Below are 14,820 nucleotides of genomic sequence, written 5' to 3'. Positions count from 1 at the left end.
CGTGCCGCAACTCTTAAAGACTCGCGCCCTCGGCCACTGGTTGAGGGCGCGACTCTTTAAGAGTTGCGGCACGGGAGGGGGTGGGGGGAGGGGTAGCACTTCAGGCCCGCTGTCCGGGGGACGGCGGGCCTGGGGGTGCTTGCTAGGTCAGGCGGGGGCTCCGGTGCGGGTACGCCGCATCGAGAGCACGTATTCCACCAGGGAGATCAGCACCTGCTTGGTCGACTCGCGGTTACGCGCGTCGCAGCTGACCACAGGCACGTCCGAGGAGATCGCGAGCGCGTCGCGAACGTCCTGGGCGTTGTGGAACTGCTGACCGTCGAACTGGTTGATCGCGATCAGGTAGGGCAGCTTGCGGTGTTCGAAGAAGTCGATCGCCGCGAAGCAGTCCGCCAGTCTGCGCGTGTCCACCATGACCACCGCGCCGATCGCGCCCCGCACCAGCTCGTCCCACATGAACCAGAAACGCGTCTGGCCAGGCGTGCCGAACAGGTACAGGATCAGGTCGCGATCGATGGAGATACGGCCGAAGTCCATCGCCACCGTGGTGGTGGTCTTATTGGGAACCGAGCGCGTGTCGTCCACGCCGACACCGGCCGAAGTCATTATCGCTTCAGTGGTCAGCGGCGTGATCTCCGAAACGGAACCAACCAGCGTCGTCTTGCCGACGCCGAAGCCGCCGGCGATGACGATCTTCGCCGATGTCACACGACCGCCAGGCTGTTGCGCCGGGCGGTGTGACATGTCAGAGCCTCCGAAGTCCACTGAGTACCCTCTCCAGCAGTTCAGTGCCTACCGCGTCGTTGCTCTCAAACGACGTCGGCTCGTATACCGCGACCAGGCCGTCTGCCGCCATGTCCGCGATGAGGACACGGGCGACACCGAGCGGCAGCCGCATCCGTGCTGCGATCTCCGCGAGCGACTGCACCTTGCCGTCGCAGAGAGACGCGATGTGTTGATGTTCCCGCCCGTGGCCGCCGCGACCCGAGGTGCCGGCGGAGCGACCACGTACGGTCGTCTCCACCAGCGCCTCGATCGCGATATCCAATCGCGGCCGGGTGCGGCCACGGGTCACGGCGTACGGCCGTACCAATGCGCCGGTCGGTTCTTCTCTGTCGGGCATCGTCGCCGTTCACCCCCTTCCCCAGTGCCGTCCCCGGACCCTCCGGGACGGTAGTGCCTCAGCCCAGCACGCCTGCGGCGCTGCGCGGGGCCGGGGTGAGCGCGTCGCCCACCCGGTCCACGAGCAGTGCCATCTCGTACCCGACCTGGCCCACGTCGCAGCTTCGCGAAGCGAGCACCGCGAACGAGGAGCCATCGGAGATGGACATCAGGAAAAGGAACCCGTTGTCCATCTCCACGACAGTCTGCAACACCGCGCCACCCTCGAAACAGCGGGCGGCGCCTTGCGTAAGGCTCACCAGACCGGATGAGATGGCGGCCAGCTGGTCGGCCCGGTCCCGGGGAAGATCCCGGGAGGACGCGAGCAGAAGGCCGTCCGCGGACACCGCGACCGCATGGGCGACGCCCGGCACCCGGTCGGCGAAGTTGGCCAACAGCCAACCAAGATCCTGCGTAGTGGTCATGCCTCCTGCTCCTTGCCAGACTGGCTTCCGGTCTCGGTGGAGCCCGGAATCACATCATCGTCCTTGTGCTGGGTACGGCCGCGCTGCACCCCGCGGTGGTAGGCGGAGAGCAGTCCGCGGACGCCCTCCGGCGTGCGGCGCTGCACGGTGGTAGCGCCCTTCTCCACACCGCCGGGGACCAGCTGTGCCATCGGGGTGCGCTTGGGCAGCCCCGCGGCCGTCGATTCCGTGGGTGGCGTGCTGTTGGCGATCGCCGAGGCGGCCGCCCATCCGTCGTCGGCGGCCGTCTGCCAGCTCGGCCGGTAGGGCGCCGGCACCTCGTATCCGGCGGCCTCGCGGCCAGACTGCGTACTCCCCATGCTCACGTCCCTGCTCGGCAGGTCGGAAGCCCCCGCCGCTGTGCTGACCTTCGGTGCACCGTTGCTCCCGTGCCCGTTGCGCTCAACGGCAGGGAACTGTGCGGTGATCGTAGTGTCTACGGGGACGTTCGCGGGAGGGGCAGTTTTCTCGTCCTGAGCTGGCGTATCGACTGCCGTACGCCGCGTGCTGAACCAGGCCGACTCGAGCTCCCGGAAGATCGGCAGTTCCATCGTCTCGTCAGCGAACGGGATACGCGTGTCCACGACCGGGTACTCGTCCGGAATGCGCGGCATCTCTGCCGTCATGTCCGGTGTGACCGGGCTGTCCTCGCGGCTCACCGGCGGCCAGGTCGGCGGCACGGCGGACGCGGGGACGTCGATCGGGGACGCCGACACCGGCGCGGCCGAGACCGGCACCGCGGAGACCGGGACGGCCGAGATCGGCATTCCAGGGCTCGTGTACGGGTTGCTCGGCGCCTGCGGCGACGCAGCGGGCGAGGCCGGCCCGGCCCAGCTCTGCTGGTTCCAGGACGGGTTGGCACGCTCCTCCGGCGGCGACGACGGCTGGCGCGGGATCTGCGGCTGCTGGTTGAACGCGTCGGGCCGCTCGGCCTCCACCGGCACCCGCCGCTGCGGCAGCGCCTCGCCGTTGGAGCGGCGGGACGCGTCCGAGCCGTTGACGCCGGTCAGGTCCGACCAGGCCGGCATGCCGGCCCGCGAGGGCGGCGTGACGGGCAGTTCCGGGGCGGGCGGCGCAGGCGGGGCGTCGAACAGGCGTCCGCCGCTGCCGCCACCGTTGACACCGCGACCGGCTCCGGCCGGAGCACCGGTGCCCGAGCCCGACTCCAGCGCCAGCGGCGCGAAGGAGGACGAGGACGAGCGCTGCGGCGGGGCCGCCGCCGCGGGCTGCTGGCGCATGTTGGGCGCCGGGGCGAATCCGGGCAGCTCGCGCGCCGGGGCACCGGGACCGCGACCCACCAGGGCCCGCGGCACGAGCACCGCGGTCGGCAGTGTGACGTCGGCGATGATGCCTCGGTCGGCCGACAGCCGCAGTTCCGTCTTGACCCCGTGCCGTGCGGCGAGCCGCGCGACCACGACCAGGCCCATCATCCGGGAGACTGCCACGTCCACCTGGGGCGGGCTGGCCAGCTTCTCGTTGATCTCGTTGAGCATGTCCGGCGAGATGCCGATGCCGTGGTCCTCGACGTACAGCACGGCGCGGTCGCCCACCCGGCGTGCCTCGACCATGACGGTCGAGTCCGGCGGGGAGAACGCGGTCGCGTTGTCGAAGAGCTCGGCGATCAGGTGCACCAGGTCGTTGACCGCGTGCGCGGCGACCTCGATGTCCCGGTCGATGACCCCGAACTCGATCCGGGTGTAGTGCTCGACCTCGGACTGGGCGGCACGGAGCACGTCCAGCAGAGCCGCGGGTTCGCGCTGCACACGGGTGGAGTCGGCACCGGCGAGCACCAGCAGGTTCTCGTCGTTACGGCGCATTCGGGTGGCGAGGTGGTCCAGCTGGAAGAGCTCGGCCAGCCGGTCCGGGTCCTCCTCACCGCGCTCCAGGCGGTCCAGGTGACCGATGAGCCGGTCGACCAGGATCTGCGAGCGGCGGGCGAGGTTGACGAACATCGTCGCGACGGAGGACCGCAGTGCGGCCTGCTCCGCGGCGGTGCGGACCGCCTCCAGGTGGACCGCGTTGAACGCCTCGGTCACCTGCCCGAACTCGTCCTTGCTGCGCACCGGCAGCGGCTCGGCGATCTGGTTGGCCACCTGCACCGGCGACAGCTGTGAGGACAGCGCCGGATCACGCAGCCGGGCGACCGCCTGTGGCAGGCCGTACTGGGCGATGCTGAGCGCGCCGTGGCGCAGTTCACGCAGCGACCGGGCCATCGAGCGGGCCACGAGCCAGGCGAACAGGATCGCCAGCAGCAGCATGCCCAGCAGCAGGCCGGTCTGCACGAGGACCTGCTGCGTGACCTCGTCACGCAGGTCGCTCGCGGTGACCTCGACGTCGGAGTCCAGCTTCGCCTCGACCTTGCGGAGCACTCCGCCGTGGTCGCGCATGCTCTGGTCCCACTCGGCCGCCGAGAAGTTCAGCGAGGCCAGCGACTCGCCCAGCAGCGCTTCGATGTCGGCCTGGAACTTCGACGACTTACGCAGCGTCGGGCCGGTCACCTGGCTGTTGAACAGGTCCATGTCCGCTTCGCTGGCCACCGACTCGAAGGCGTCGCGCGCCTGCTCCTGGCCGGTCAGCGTGGCGATGAAGTCCTTGCGCAGACCCGTGTTGAGGCCGCCGAGCATGTATGCGCGGTGCACGATGACACGTTCCTGGGAGAGGAACTCCTTGTACGTCGCGATCGCGCTGGCGGCGCGCAGGCCGTCACCGAGGTCGCCGCCACCGGCGATCTGGGCGGCACTGTCACGGATCTGCAGCAGGTAGTCGATGATCACCTGGTAGCGCATCGCCGCGTCGGACTGCTTGATCTTGCGGTCCTTCACCTGCTCCCGCACGGAGGGCAGGCTGGAAAGGCCCGAGTCGATCTGCACGAGCAGGTCCCGCAGGCTGTTGTCGACGTCGACCAGCGCGCCGCGCTGCTGCGCGTACGGCTTCTTGGCCTCGTCGACCAGCTTGCCGGTGTTCTCGTAGGACGCCGGCGGGATATTGGTCGTGCCGAGCAGCATGACCGCTGCCGCACGCTCGTTCTGGAGGTCGTCGACGAGTGCGCCTGACTCCTTCACCAACACGGAGAGGATCCGTGTGCGGTCGGCGCCCGTCGCTGTGTCGAGGTTGTCCAACAGACCGTTGGTGCCCACGACGATCGTGGCCAGAGTCGGAACGATCATGATCAGGCCCAGCTTGGACCAGATCGGCATGTCCCGGAGCCGGCTCACTGGCCGTCGGAGACGCGAAAGGACCGCGTTGTTCTGCGTTCCTGGCCGCTTGCTCACGTCACCGCCCTCCTGTCGGTACCTTCATCGAGATCCGCGAGAGCGGATGGCGCGGGGGTCGCGCCGGGCACCGTACACAGCCCATCCCGGCGAGCTAGGGACGGACCCCCGAGATTCCATCACGCCCGGTGAAAAGAGGAAAGCCCAGGTTGCCTGGAATCCGACACCGAATGGGATGCTCATGCAGGCCAACCGCACAGTTCAGCCCGCAGTTTCCTTGGAGTCACGCACGGTGAGTGTCCAAATAGCCCGAGTTATCCTTCTTGCCGGTCCCTCGGGATCGGGCAAATCGTACGTAGCGCGACAGACTGGTCTACCGGTCCTGTGCCTCGACGATTTTTACAAGGAGGGAACCGACCCGACACTCCCCCGAGTGAACGAGATGGCTGACTGGGAGTCCCCTCTTTCGTGGGACGCCCGGGTCGCTATGACGGCGGTCACAGAACTGGCCGCGACGGGCCGGACCGAGATCCCCGTGTACGACATCAGCCTCAGTGCCCGGATCGGGACCAGGCCGTTCCTGCTCGACGGGGCACCGCTGTTCATCGCCGAGGGCATCTTCGCGGCCGAGCTGGTGCAGGCGTGTCAGCAGGCCGGGGTGCTCGCCGACGCGCTCGCGCTGCACCGCCCGCGCACCGTCACCTTCGCCCGTCGGCTGGTGCGCGACCTGGCCGAGCACCGCAAGCCGCCCATGGTGCTGGTGCGCCGCGGCCTGCGGCTGTGGCGGGAGGACGCCTCGGTGCTGGGCCGGCAGTGCGAGCTGGGCTGCCGGCCCACCACCGCCGCGGCGCTGCAGCGCCGGGCGAGGCTACTGGTCACAGCAGCTTCGCGTAAGCCGGTTTGATCACCTCGTTGATGATCGTCAGCCGCTCGTCGAACGGGATGAACGCGCTCTTCATCGCGTTGATGGTGAACCACTGCAGCTCCACCCAGCCCCAGCCGAACGCCTCCACCAGCAGCGCCATCTCCCGCGACATCGAGGTGCCGCTCATCAGCCGGTTGTCGGTGTTGACCGTCACCCGGAAGCGCAGGTCGCGCAGCAGCCCGATCGGGTGCTCCACGATCGAGGCGGCCGCGCCGGTCTGCACGTTCGACGACGGGCACAGCTCCAGCGGCACCCGCTTGTCCCGCACGTACCCGGCCAGCCGGCCCAGCGCGCCGGTGCCCGGCTCGATGTCGTCCACGATGCGCACCCCGTGGCCCAGCCGGTCGGCCCCGCACCACTGCAGCGCCTGCCAGATCGAGGGCAGCCCGAACGCCTCGCCCGCGTGGATGGTGAAGTGGAAGTTCTCCCGCTGCAGGTACTCGAACGCGTCCAGGTGCCGGGTGGGCGGGTAACCCGCCTCCGCCCCCGCGATGTCGAAACCGACCACGCCCGCGTCGCGGTACGCCGTGGACAGTTCGGCGATCTCCATCGAGCGGGCGGCGTGCCGCATCGCGGTGAGCAGGGTGCCGATCCGGATCGGGGTGCCCGCCGCGGCCGCCTGCTCGCTGCCCTCGGCGAATCCGGCCAGCACCGCCTCGACCACCTCCGGCAGGGTCAGCCCGCCGGTGAGGTGCTGCTCGGGCGCATACCGCACCTCGGCGTACACCACGCCGTCGGCGGCCAGGTCCAGCGCGCACTCGCGGGCCACCCGGCGCAGCGCGGGCGCGGTCTGCATCACCGCCACCGTGTGCGAGAACGTCTCCAGGTAACGCTCCAGCGAGCCGCTGTCGGCAGCGGAGACGAACCACTCGCCCAGCTCGCGGGGGTCGGTGGCGGGCAGCTCGTGCCCGATCTCGGCGGCCAGCTCGACGATGGTGGCCGGGCGCAGGCCGCCGTCGAGGTGGTCGTGCAGCAGCGCCTTGGGCGCCTTCACGATCTCGTCACAGGTCGGAGTCACATGCACCAAGATATTCGGTGTGCTCACCGCCGAGATGACTGACGCGCTGCGCTGCCCTGTCTGCGCAGCCCCCCTGTCCCTCACCCCCACCGCCCTGCACTGCCCGAACCACCACAGCTTCGACCGCAACAAACACGGCTACGTCACCCTCGCCACCGGCCGCAGACTCCCCGAGGGCGACACCCCCACCATGGTCGCCGCCCGCACCGCCTTCCTCGCCACCGCCCACTACCGCCCCCTGGCCACCGCCCTGTCCCAGCTGGCCGATCATGAACGTACGGACGTGCTCGACGGCGTGTCACCACCCCGCGACCGTGATGATCAAGGCAAGACACGCCAGGCCGGTGAGGAACGCGCAGCCGGTGAGGCGCGCACGAACGGTGAGGCGCTCGCGGCCGGTGAGGCACCTGCGGCAGGACGTGAGCCGCTGGTGGTGGACCTCGGGGCGGGTACGGGGTACTACCTGGCGGCGGTGCTGGACGCGTGGCCGGGCGCGCGGGGGCTGGCCTTCGATGTGAGCAAGGCGGCGCTGCGGCGCGCGGCGAAGGCGCACCCGCGGGCCGGTGCGGTGCTGGCCGACACCTGGGGCACCCTGCCGCTCGCCGACGGCAGCGTCGACCTGCTGCTCAACGTCTTCGCCCCCCGCAACGGCGCGCAGATGCACCGGGTGCTGGCACAGGACGGCCTGCTGGCAGTGGTCACCCCGACCGAACGCCACCTCGCAGAACTACGCGAACAGCTCGGACTGATGTCCGTCGACCCCGCCAAGGCCGAACGCCTCGCCCACGAACTGCGCGACTTCACCCCCGTCGCCGAGCAGCTCCTGGAATGGCCCCTCGACCTCACCCCGGCCGAGGCCGACGACCTGATCGCCATGGGCCCCAACGCCTTCCACGACCGCGCCCGCGCCACAGCCCCCGTGACCTGCACCGCATCCGTCAGCATCGGCACCTACCGCCCCCGCTGACCACCCCGACGCGCGATTCCGCCACACCGCCACCCGCTGGCCACTCAGCCGCCGCCCGCCCGCCATGATCGCTGTTTCGGGTCAGAAACTGCGTTCCGACCGCACCTTCTGACCGCAAACAGCGATCATGTCCGCTGTAACCAGTGCCGGACCTACATCGGCCCCGTCACACCGAGAGGTCGACCTCTTCCCAGCCGCCCGGCGGGTCGTGGAACTCGCCGAGGAAGACCGACGACCACTCCAGTGCCCACCGGCGCTGGCCGATCGCGTTGGCGTTCAGCTCGCCGGGCACCGGCAGCCCCTGCCGCTCCAGTTCTTGGAACGACCAGTCGAGGCAGTAGTGCAGGTCGAGCGCCGCGGCGACCACCGTGGGGTCGCGGGGCGCGGCCAGGATGCGGGCCTGCCAGGCGGTGAAGCTCTCGCCCGCGTGCAGGTCGGGCAGCGACTCCATCAGCCGCGGCGGCACCCGCAGCGGGTCGAGCGTCTTGGTGACGCCGAGCACCCAGCAGATCCCCGCCAGCGCGTCCAGGTGCAGCACGAAAGACTGCCGGTCGCCGATCTCGTCGACGATCCAGCCCCACTCGGGCTCGGTCACGTCGGGGATCAGGGCGTTCGCGTCGAGCCACTTCTCGGCCTCCGCGGGCGGCATGCCGAAGACGCGCTCCATCGCCACGTGCAGGATCGCCGCGCGGGCCTCCAGCTCGCCCGTAGGACGAAGCTCCACCGTGTCCCCCTCTTCCCACACCAACGGGTAGGAGTCGGGCGGTAGCGGGACGTTCAGCCGCGTCAGCTCCTGGAAGCTGGCGACGCGCACGGCCAGGGGATCCGGTGCGGGCAGTGCCACCGGATCAGCCGATCCGGTCGATGATCAGAGGGCGTACGGGTGCCGGCCCGTCCCCGACGACGACCGCCGAGGCGGCATCCTGCCGGGCGGCGGGCAGCCGGGCCGGGTCGTCGGCGCGCAGCTCGTACAGCACGTCGCCGGCGGCGACCCGCTCGCCGGGGCGCTTGTGCAGCACCACTCCCGCCGCGGCGCTGACCGGGTCCTCCTTGCGGGCCCGGCCCGCCCCGAGCCGCCAGGCGGCCAGGCCGATGCCGATCGCGTCGACCGACGCCACGATCCCGGACCGCTCCGCGCGGACCTGCTCGACCTCGTTGGCCACGGGCAGCGGCGCGTCCGGGTCGCCGCCCTGGGCGCGGATCATCGCCCGCCACGAGTCCATGGCGCGGCCGTCGTGCAGCGCGTCGGCGGGGTCGACGTCGGACAGCCCGGCCGCCGACAGCATCTCGCGGGCCAGCGCCAGGGTCAGCTCGACGACGTCGGCGGGGCCGCCTCCGGCCAGCACGTCCAGCGACTCCTGCACCTCGACCGCGTTGCCGATGGTCCGGCCGAGCGGGGTGTTCATGTCGGTGAGCAGCGCGACCGTGTCGACGCCGTGCGCCCGGCCCAGCTCCACCATGGTGCGGGCCAGCTCGCGGGCGTCCTCGACGGACTTCATGAACGCGCCCGTGCCGACCTTCACGTCCAGGACCAGCGCGCCGGTGCCCTCGGCGATCTTCTTACTCATGATCGAGCTGGCGATCAGCGGGATGGCCTCGACCGTGCCGGTGACGTCACGCAGGGCGTACAGCTTGCGGTCCGCCGGGGCCAGGCCCTCGCCCGCCTGGCAGATGACCGCGCCGACGTCGCCCAGCTGCGCGAGGAACTCCTCGTTGCTCAGCGCGGCCCGCCAGCCGGGGATCGACTCCAGCTTGTCCAGCGTGCCGCCGGTGTGCCCGAGCCCGCGGCCGGACAGCTGCGGCACGGCCGCGCCACACGCCGCCACGAGCGGGGTCAGTGGCAGCGTGATCTTGTCGCCGACACCGCCGGTCGAGTGCTTGTCCACGGTCGGCCGGGCGACCTTCGACAGGTCCAGCCGCTCTCCCGACGCGATCATCGCGGCGGTCCACCGGGCGATCTCGGCATCGGTCATGCCACGCAGCAGGATCGCCATGGCCAGCGCCGACATCTGCTCGTCGGCGACCTGGCCCCGGGTGTACGCGTCGACGACCCAGTCGATCTGCGCGTCGCTCAGCACACCCCCGTCCCGCTTGGCCCGGATGACGTCGACAGCCGCGAAGCTCATGCCTTCTCCTCGTTGCGCTCGCCGATGGTGCTGACGCGCTCGCTCATACCTTGTCCTCGTTACGCCCGCCGGCGGCACACGCCCCGCCGATGATCCGTCCGCTCACTGCATTCCTCCGCTGACGGCTTCCAGCTCGGCCAGGCCGAAGCCGTGCGGCAGCAGCTCCGCCATGGTCAGCGGGCCGCCCTCGGCGTCGATCAGCATGCGCGGGCCGCCCTGCTCCCACAGCAGCTGGCGGCAGCGGCCGCAGGGCAGCAGCGGATCGCCGTCGCCGTTCACGCACGCCATCGCGACCAGCCTGCCGCCCCCGGTGGCGTGCAGCTGGGACACCATGCCGCACTCGGCGCACAGCACCACGCCGTACGCGGCGTTCTCGACGTTGCAGCCGACCACGACCCGGCCGTCGTCGACCAGGCCCGCGGCGCCCACCGGGAACTTCGAGTAGGGCGCGTACGCCCGGTGCATGACCTCCACCGCGGCGGTGCGCAGCTTCTCCCAGTCGACGTCCATGACCGTTCCTCTCGCTCGCCCGACAGGCGTGGCGCCCGAGCGGGCGCCACGCAAGATCGGACCATCCAGCCTAGCCGTCAGCCCTTGACGTAGGGCTTGCCGTCGGCCGCGGGCGCGCGGACGCGTCCCACCAGCCCCGCCACGGCGAAGATCGTCGCGACGTACGGCAGCATGCTGAGGAACTGGCTCGGAATCGGGCTGCTGATGCTGGTCAGGAAGCCGGTCAGCGCGCCGAAGAAGCCGAAGAACAGCGACGCGAAGAACGCCCCGACCGGGTGCCACCGGCCGAAGATCATGGCGGCCAGCGCGATGAAGCCCGCGCCGCTGACCATGTACTTGCTGAACCCGGTCGTCGACAGCATCGAGAAGTAGGCCCCGCCGAACCCGGCGACCAGGCCCGCGATCAGCACGTTCGCGTAGCGCAGTCCGAGCACCCGGATGCCGACGGTGTCCGCCGCGGCCGGGTGCTCACCGACCGCGCGAGTACGCAGACCCCAGCGCGTACGGAACAGCGCGATCGTCACCACGGCCACCGCGATCAGCGAGCCGTAGCTGAAGATGTTGCCGTTGAACAGCGCCGGGCCGAGGATCGGGATGTCCACCAGCCCCGGGATCGGCCAGCTCGGCACCTTGCCCGGGAAGTTGTACGCGTCCGTGTCCGGCCGCATCACCTGCTCGTAGAAGAACGCGGTGAGCCCGCCCGCGAACACGTTCAGCACGATGCCCACCACGACCTGGTCCACCAGGTACTTGATGGCGAACACGGCCAGGATCGCCGACAGCAGCGCGCCGCCGACCGCGGCGGCCACCAGGCCGAGCCAGAAGCTGCCGGTGAGCGTGCCGAACAGCGCCCCGAAGAACGCGCCGGTGAGCAGCTGCCCCTCGATCGCGACGTTGACCACGCCGCTGCGCTCGCAGAGCACGCCGCCGAGCGAACCGAAGATCAGCGGGATGGCGGCGGTGAAGGTCGCCGCGGCGATGAAGCCCAGCGGCATGGTGTGCGACACCGGGGACACCGACATCTGCCAGCACAGCGCCGAGATGATGAAGCCCGCCAGGGCGACGCCGGTCAGCACCCCGAAGTACCGGCCGGTGACCAGCATCGCGACCCCGGCCGCGAGCGCGACCAGCCCGAAGAAGATCGCGCCGAAGGTGCCCGGGATGTCGAACCCGGCCCCGGAGATGTTCTCGCCGAGCGCGAAGCGGGCGTTCTCGGAGCCGGCCAGCGCGCCGAACACGATCGTGGCCAGCAGGCCCAGGACGACCATGACCGCGCCGGTCTTGCGGGTGCGGGTCCAGTACGCCTCCGGCACCGCCAGCTCGACGTCCATCGTGGAGGTAGTCATGCTCAGCCCTTCGCCAATCCGGCCTGCGCGGCCGCAGCCGGCGACCTGCGCAGCCTGTAGATCGCCTTCACCAGCGCCGGGGCGGCGACGAAGAGCACGATCAGTGCCTGGATGACGCCGACCAGCTCGACGGATACGCCGGAGAAGGTCTGCATCGCGTTGCCGCCCGCCTGCAGCGCGCCGAACAGCAGGCCCGCGCCGACCACGCCCCACGGCCGGACCCGGCCGAGCAGCGCGACCAGGATGCCGTTGAAGCCGATCTGGCCGAGCATGTCGACGGTCAGCGCGGGGGCGGTGCCCAGCGCGACGCTGGTGCCGCCGAGCCCGGCCAGCGCACCGGCCAGGGCCATGGTCAGCGCCACGGTGGTGCCGACCTTGATGCCCGCGGTCGCCGCGGCGTGCGGGTTGTGCCCGACCGCGCGCAGCTCGAAGCCGAAGCGGCCGCGCTTGAGCAGCCAGGCCACCCCCGCCGCGGCCAGCACGGCCAGCACGATGGCGAGGTTGGCCCGCAGCAGCGGGTCCGGGATCAGCTGCGGCAGCCGGCCGGACTCCTGGATCGGCTTGCTGATCGCGTCGGACCGGGCCGGGTCCTTGATCCCCTTTTGCAGGATGAACCAGCCCAGGAACAGGAACGCGATGTTGTTCAGCATGATCGTCAGGATGACCTCGTGCGCGCCGGTGCGTGCCTTGAGGATGCCGACCAGGTAGCCCCAGAGGCCACCGAGCAGCGCGCCCGCGAGCACGCCCAGCGGCACCTGGATCACCGCGGGCAGCGACAGCGCCAGACCGACCGTGCCGCCGCCGATGGCGCCCATGATCGCCTGGCCCTGGCCGCCGATGTTGAACAGGCCGGCGCGGAACGGCACCGCCACGGCCAGCCCCGTGAAGATCAGCGGGGCGGCGTTGGTCAGCGTCTCCGAGATCGGGTAGAACACCTGCTGCCAGGTGGTCATGTTCCAGTACCAGCGGTTCACCGTGTCCGGGTTGACGATCGCGCCCTTGAACATGTCGGTGTACGCGGTGCTGACGAAGGCCCAGGTGTCGCCGATCGTCTTGCCCGGCTGGTAGAGCAGGTACTGCCACTGGTCACGGACCTCGGCGTTGCCTACGACCATCAGCACCGCGCCGCAGATCAGCGCGAGCACGATGGCCAGCAGGGTCACCGTGAAGTTGTTGTTGGCCCACAGCTCCTCGCGGAAGGTGCGCGCGAAGGAGCGCTTCGCCTTCGCCTCCTCGGGCGCGCGGTGCTTCGGCTGCCGGTCCGCCTGGTCATGGTGCTCCACGCCGCCGGCGGCGGGCAGCGACGGATCGACGTGGTACTGGTCCACGCCGGGCGTCGGCAGGGCCGGGCCCTTCTCGGGCGACGCGGCGGTCGCGCCGGGCTCCACCTCCATCGGCTCGTGCGACGTCATGAGGCTGCCTCGCCGTGCTCGCTCATACCCTCACCTTGGGTGTCCTGCTCGCCGGAGGCCGGGGTCCCGGTGGTGGGCGAGGTGCTACTGGGGTCGATGCCGGCCATCAGCAGGCCCAGCGTCTCGCGCGGGGTGTCCGGGGAGACGATCGCCAGCACCCGGCCGCGGTACATCACCGCGACCCGGTCGGCCAGCGCCACCACCTCGTCCAGCTCGCTGGACACGACCAGCACGGCCGCGCCGCGGTCGCGCTCGGCCACGATCCGGGAGTGGATGAACTCGATCGAGCCGACGTCCACACCACGGGTCGGCTGCGACGCGATGAGCAGCTTAAGCGGCGTGGACATCTCCCGGGCCACGATGACCTTCTGCTGGTTGCCGCCGGACAGCGCGCCGACCGGCTGGTGCGCCGACTGGGTGCGTACGTCGAACTCGGCGATCTTCTGCTCCGCCTGGGCCTCGATGGCGTCGAGGTCGAGCGCGAACCGGCCGCCGAACGGCGGCAGGTCGTACAGGTCGAGCACCAGGTTCTCCGCGACGGAGAACTCCTTGACCAGGCCGTCGACGCTGCGGTCCTCGGGCACGTAGCCCACGCCCGCGCGCAGCACCTGCCGGGTGTGCCAGGTGGTGATCGGCTGGCCGGACAGGTGCACGGTGCCCGCGCGCGAGGGGCGCAGCCCCATGATCGATTCGACCAGCTCGGTCTGCCCGTTGCCCTGCACGCCCGCGATACCGAGCACCTCTCCGGCGCGTACCACCAGGTCCACGCCGTCGACCGCGCGGTGCTCCCGGTCGTCGGCGACGACCAGGCCCGCGACCTCCAGCACCGGCTCGCCCGGCACCGCCTCGTCCTTGGGCACCTCCAGCACCACCGCGCGGCCGACCATCAGCTCGGCCAGCTCGGACTCGGGAGCGGTCGGGTCGGCGGTGCCGACGGTCCGGCCACGGCGGATCACGGTGATCCGGTCCGCCACCGCCTTGACCTCGCGCAGCTTGTGCGTGATGAAGACGATGGACTTGCCCGCCGCCTTCAACCCGCGCATGACGTCGAGCAGCTCGTCGGTCTCCTGCGGGGTGAGCACGGCGGTCGGCTCGTCGAGGATCAGCAGGTCGACGTCGCGGGTGAGCGCCTTGACGATCTCGACCCGCTGCTGGATGCCGATCGGCAGGTCCTCGATGATCGCATCGGGGTCCAGCGGCAGGCCGTAGCGCTGCGACACGTCGCGTACCAGCTTGACGGCCTTGGCGTGGTCGATGAAGCCGCCACGGGCCGGTTCCGCGCCGAGCATGATGTTCTCGGCGACGGAGAACACCGGCACGAGCATGAAGTGCTGGTGCACCATGCCGATGCCGACCTTGATCGCGTCGCCGGGGCCTTTGATGCGTACGGGTGCGCCGTCGACGAGGATCTCGCCCTCGTCGGGCTGCAGCAGGCCGTACAGCACGTTCATGAGAGTGGACTTGCCCGCGCCGTTCTCACCGAGCAGCGCGTGGATCTCGCCCGGTTCGACGGTCAGGTGGATGTCATCGTTTGCGACGAGGTCACCGAATCGCTTGGTGATGCCGCGCAGTTCGAGTCTCAGCTCCGACCTCCGTTGGTCCCGTGCACCACCGGAGGGTTCGGTCAGCGGGGGTGGCCGCGACGTTCCGCCGTCCGAGGGCGAGTGTGCGCTCATTAT

The 14,820-nt window shown here is 70.6% G+C and carries 12 protein-coding genes and 1 pseudogene; 2 read left to right on the top strand and 11 right to left on the bottom strand.

The features are described 5' to 3' along the window. Window positions 1–147: 147 nt before the first annotated feature. The 4 genes from HAV40_RS36910 to HAV40_RS36895 are packed head-to-tail and all read right to left on the bottom strand — an operon-like array spanning window position 148 to window position 4,897. Window positions 148–744 carry a GTP-binding protein gene (locus HAV40_RS36910; protein WP_166388953.1) on the bottom strand — a complete coding sequence of 199 codons (597 nt, stop codon included), beginning with the start codon at window positions 742–744 and terminating at the stop codon, window positions 148–150. A 1-nt stretch (window position 745) separates the two neighbouring features. After that, complete coding sequence (locus HAV40_RS36905) at window positions 746–1,123, bottom strand: DUF742 domain-containing protein (protein WP_166388952.1); 378 nt, start codon at window positions 1,121–1,123, stop codon at window positions 746–748. Between the two features lie 58 nt (window positions 1,124–1,181). Continuing rightward, on the bottom strand, window positions 1,182–1,586 hold the full coding sequence (locus tag HAV40_RS36900; protein WP_144122168.1) for a roadblock/LC7 domain-containing protein: 405 nt from the start codon (window positions 1,584–1,586) through the stop codon (window positions 1,182–1,184). After that, window positions 1,583–4,897, bottom strand: coding sequence for a sensor histidine kinase (locus HAV40_RS36895; protein ID WP_166388951.1), 3,315 nt, complete (start codon window positions 4,895–4,897; stop codon window positions 1,583–1,585). Before HAV40_RS36895 ends, HAV40_RS36900 begins: the two co-directional genes overlap by 4 nt. A gap of 427 nt (window positions 4,898–5,324) precedes the next feature. Here HAV40_RS36895 and HAV40_RS36890 point away from each other — a divergent pair, with 427 nt between their 5' ends. Further along, entirely contained in the window at window positions 5,325–5,741 is a 417-nt protein-coding gene (locus HAV40_RS36890) for a nucleoside/nucleotide kinase family protein (RefSeq protein ID WP_166388950.1), read from the top strand. Here HAV40_RS36890 and HAV40_RS36885 read toward each other — a convergent pair. Next, a complete protein-coding gene (locus HAV40_RS36885) occupies window positions 5,713–6,780 on the bottom strand; it encodes an adenosine deaminase (protein WP_239086571.1) in 1,068 nt (355 codons plus the stop codon). The genes HAV40_RS36890 and HAV40_RS36885 overlap by 29 nt on opposite strands. 34 nt (window positions 6,781–6,814) lie before the next feature. On the opposite strand from HAV40_RS36885, the gene HAV40_RS36880 reads away from it, so the two are divergent. Continuing rightward, entirely contained in the window at window positions 6,815–7,747 is a 933-nt protein-coding gene (locus HAV40_RS36880; RefSeq protein WP_166388959.1) for a putative RNA methyltransferase, read from the top strand. A gap of 166 nt (window positions 7,748–7,913) precedes the next feature. Here the strand turns inward: HAV40_RS36880 and HAV40_RS36875 are convergent, their stop codons facing one another. From HAV40_RS36875 to HAV40_RS36850, 6 genes and pseudogenes are all read right to left on the bottom strand, one after another. Further along, entirely contained in the window at window positions 7,914–8,591 is a 678-nt protein-coding gene (locus HAV40_RS36875) for a DUF4272 domain-containing protein (protein ID WP_166388949.1), read from the bottom strand. A gap of 4 nt (window positions 8,592–8,595) precedes the next feature. Next, window positions 8,596–9,873 carry a thymidine phosphorylase gene (locus tag HAV40_RS36870; RefSeq protein ID WP_166388948.1) on the bottom strand — a complete coding sequence of 426 codons (1,278 nt, stop codon included), beginning with the start codon at window positions 9,871–9,873 and terminating at the stop codon, window positions 8,596–8,598. A 114-nt stretch (window positions 9,874–9,987) separates the two neighbouring features. Then, window positions 9,988–10,383, bottom strand: a pseudogene (locus HAV40_RS36865) (cytidine deaminase); the annotation flags it as partial. A gap of 77 nt (window positions 10,384–10,460) precedes the next feature. Continuing rightward, window positions 10,461–11,729 carry an ABC transporter permease gene (locus tag HAV40_RS36860; RefSeq protein WP_166388946.1) on the bottom strand — a complete coding sequence of 423 codons (1,269 nt, stop codon included), beginning with the start codon at window positions 11,727–11,729 and terminating at the stop codon, window positions 10,461–10,463. Window positions 11,730–11,731: 2 nt separating this feature from the next. Then, window positions 11,732–13,141 carry an ABC transporter permease gene (locus HAV40_RS36855; RefSeq protein WP_239086574.1) on the bottom strand — a complete coding sequence of 470 codons (1,410 nt, stop codon included), beginning with the start codon at window positions 13,139–13,141 and terminating at the stop codon, window positions 11,732–11,734. After that, a complete protein-coding gene (locus HAV40_RS36850) occupies window positions 13,138–14,817 on the bottom strand; it encodes an ABC transporter ATP-binding protein (protein WP_166388945.1) in 1,680 nt (559 codons plus the stop codon). Before HAV40_RS36850 ends, HAV40_RS36855 begins: the two co-directional genes overlap by 4 nt. Window positions 14,818–14,820: the final 3 nt, after the last annotated feature.

The sequence above is a fragment of the Catellatospora methionotrophica genome, from assembly GCF_011297335.1.
GTDB lineage: Bacteria > Actinomycetota > Actinomycetes > Mycobacteriales > Micromonosporaceae > Catellatospora > Catellatospora methionotrophica.
The sequence above is the reverse complement of the archived record's forward strand: the minus strand, read 5'-3'. Positions and strand labels throughout refer to the sequence as shown.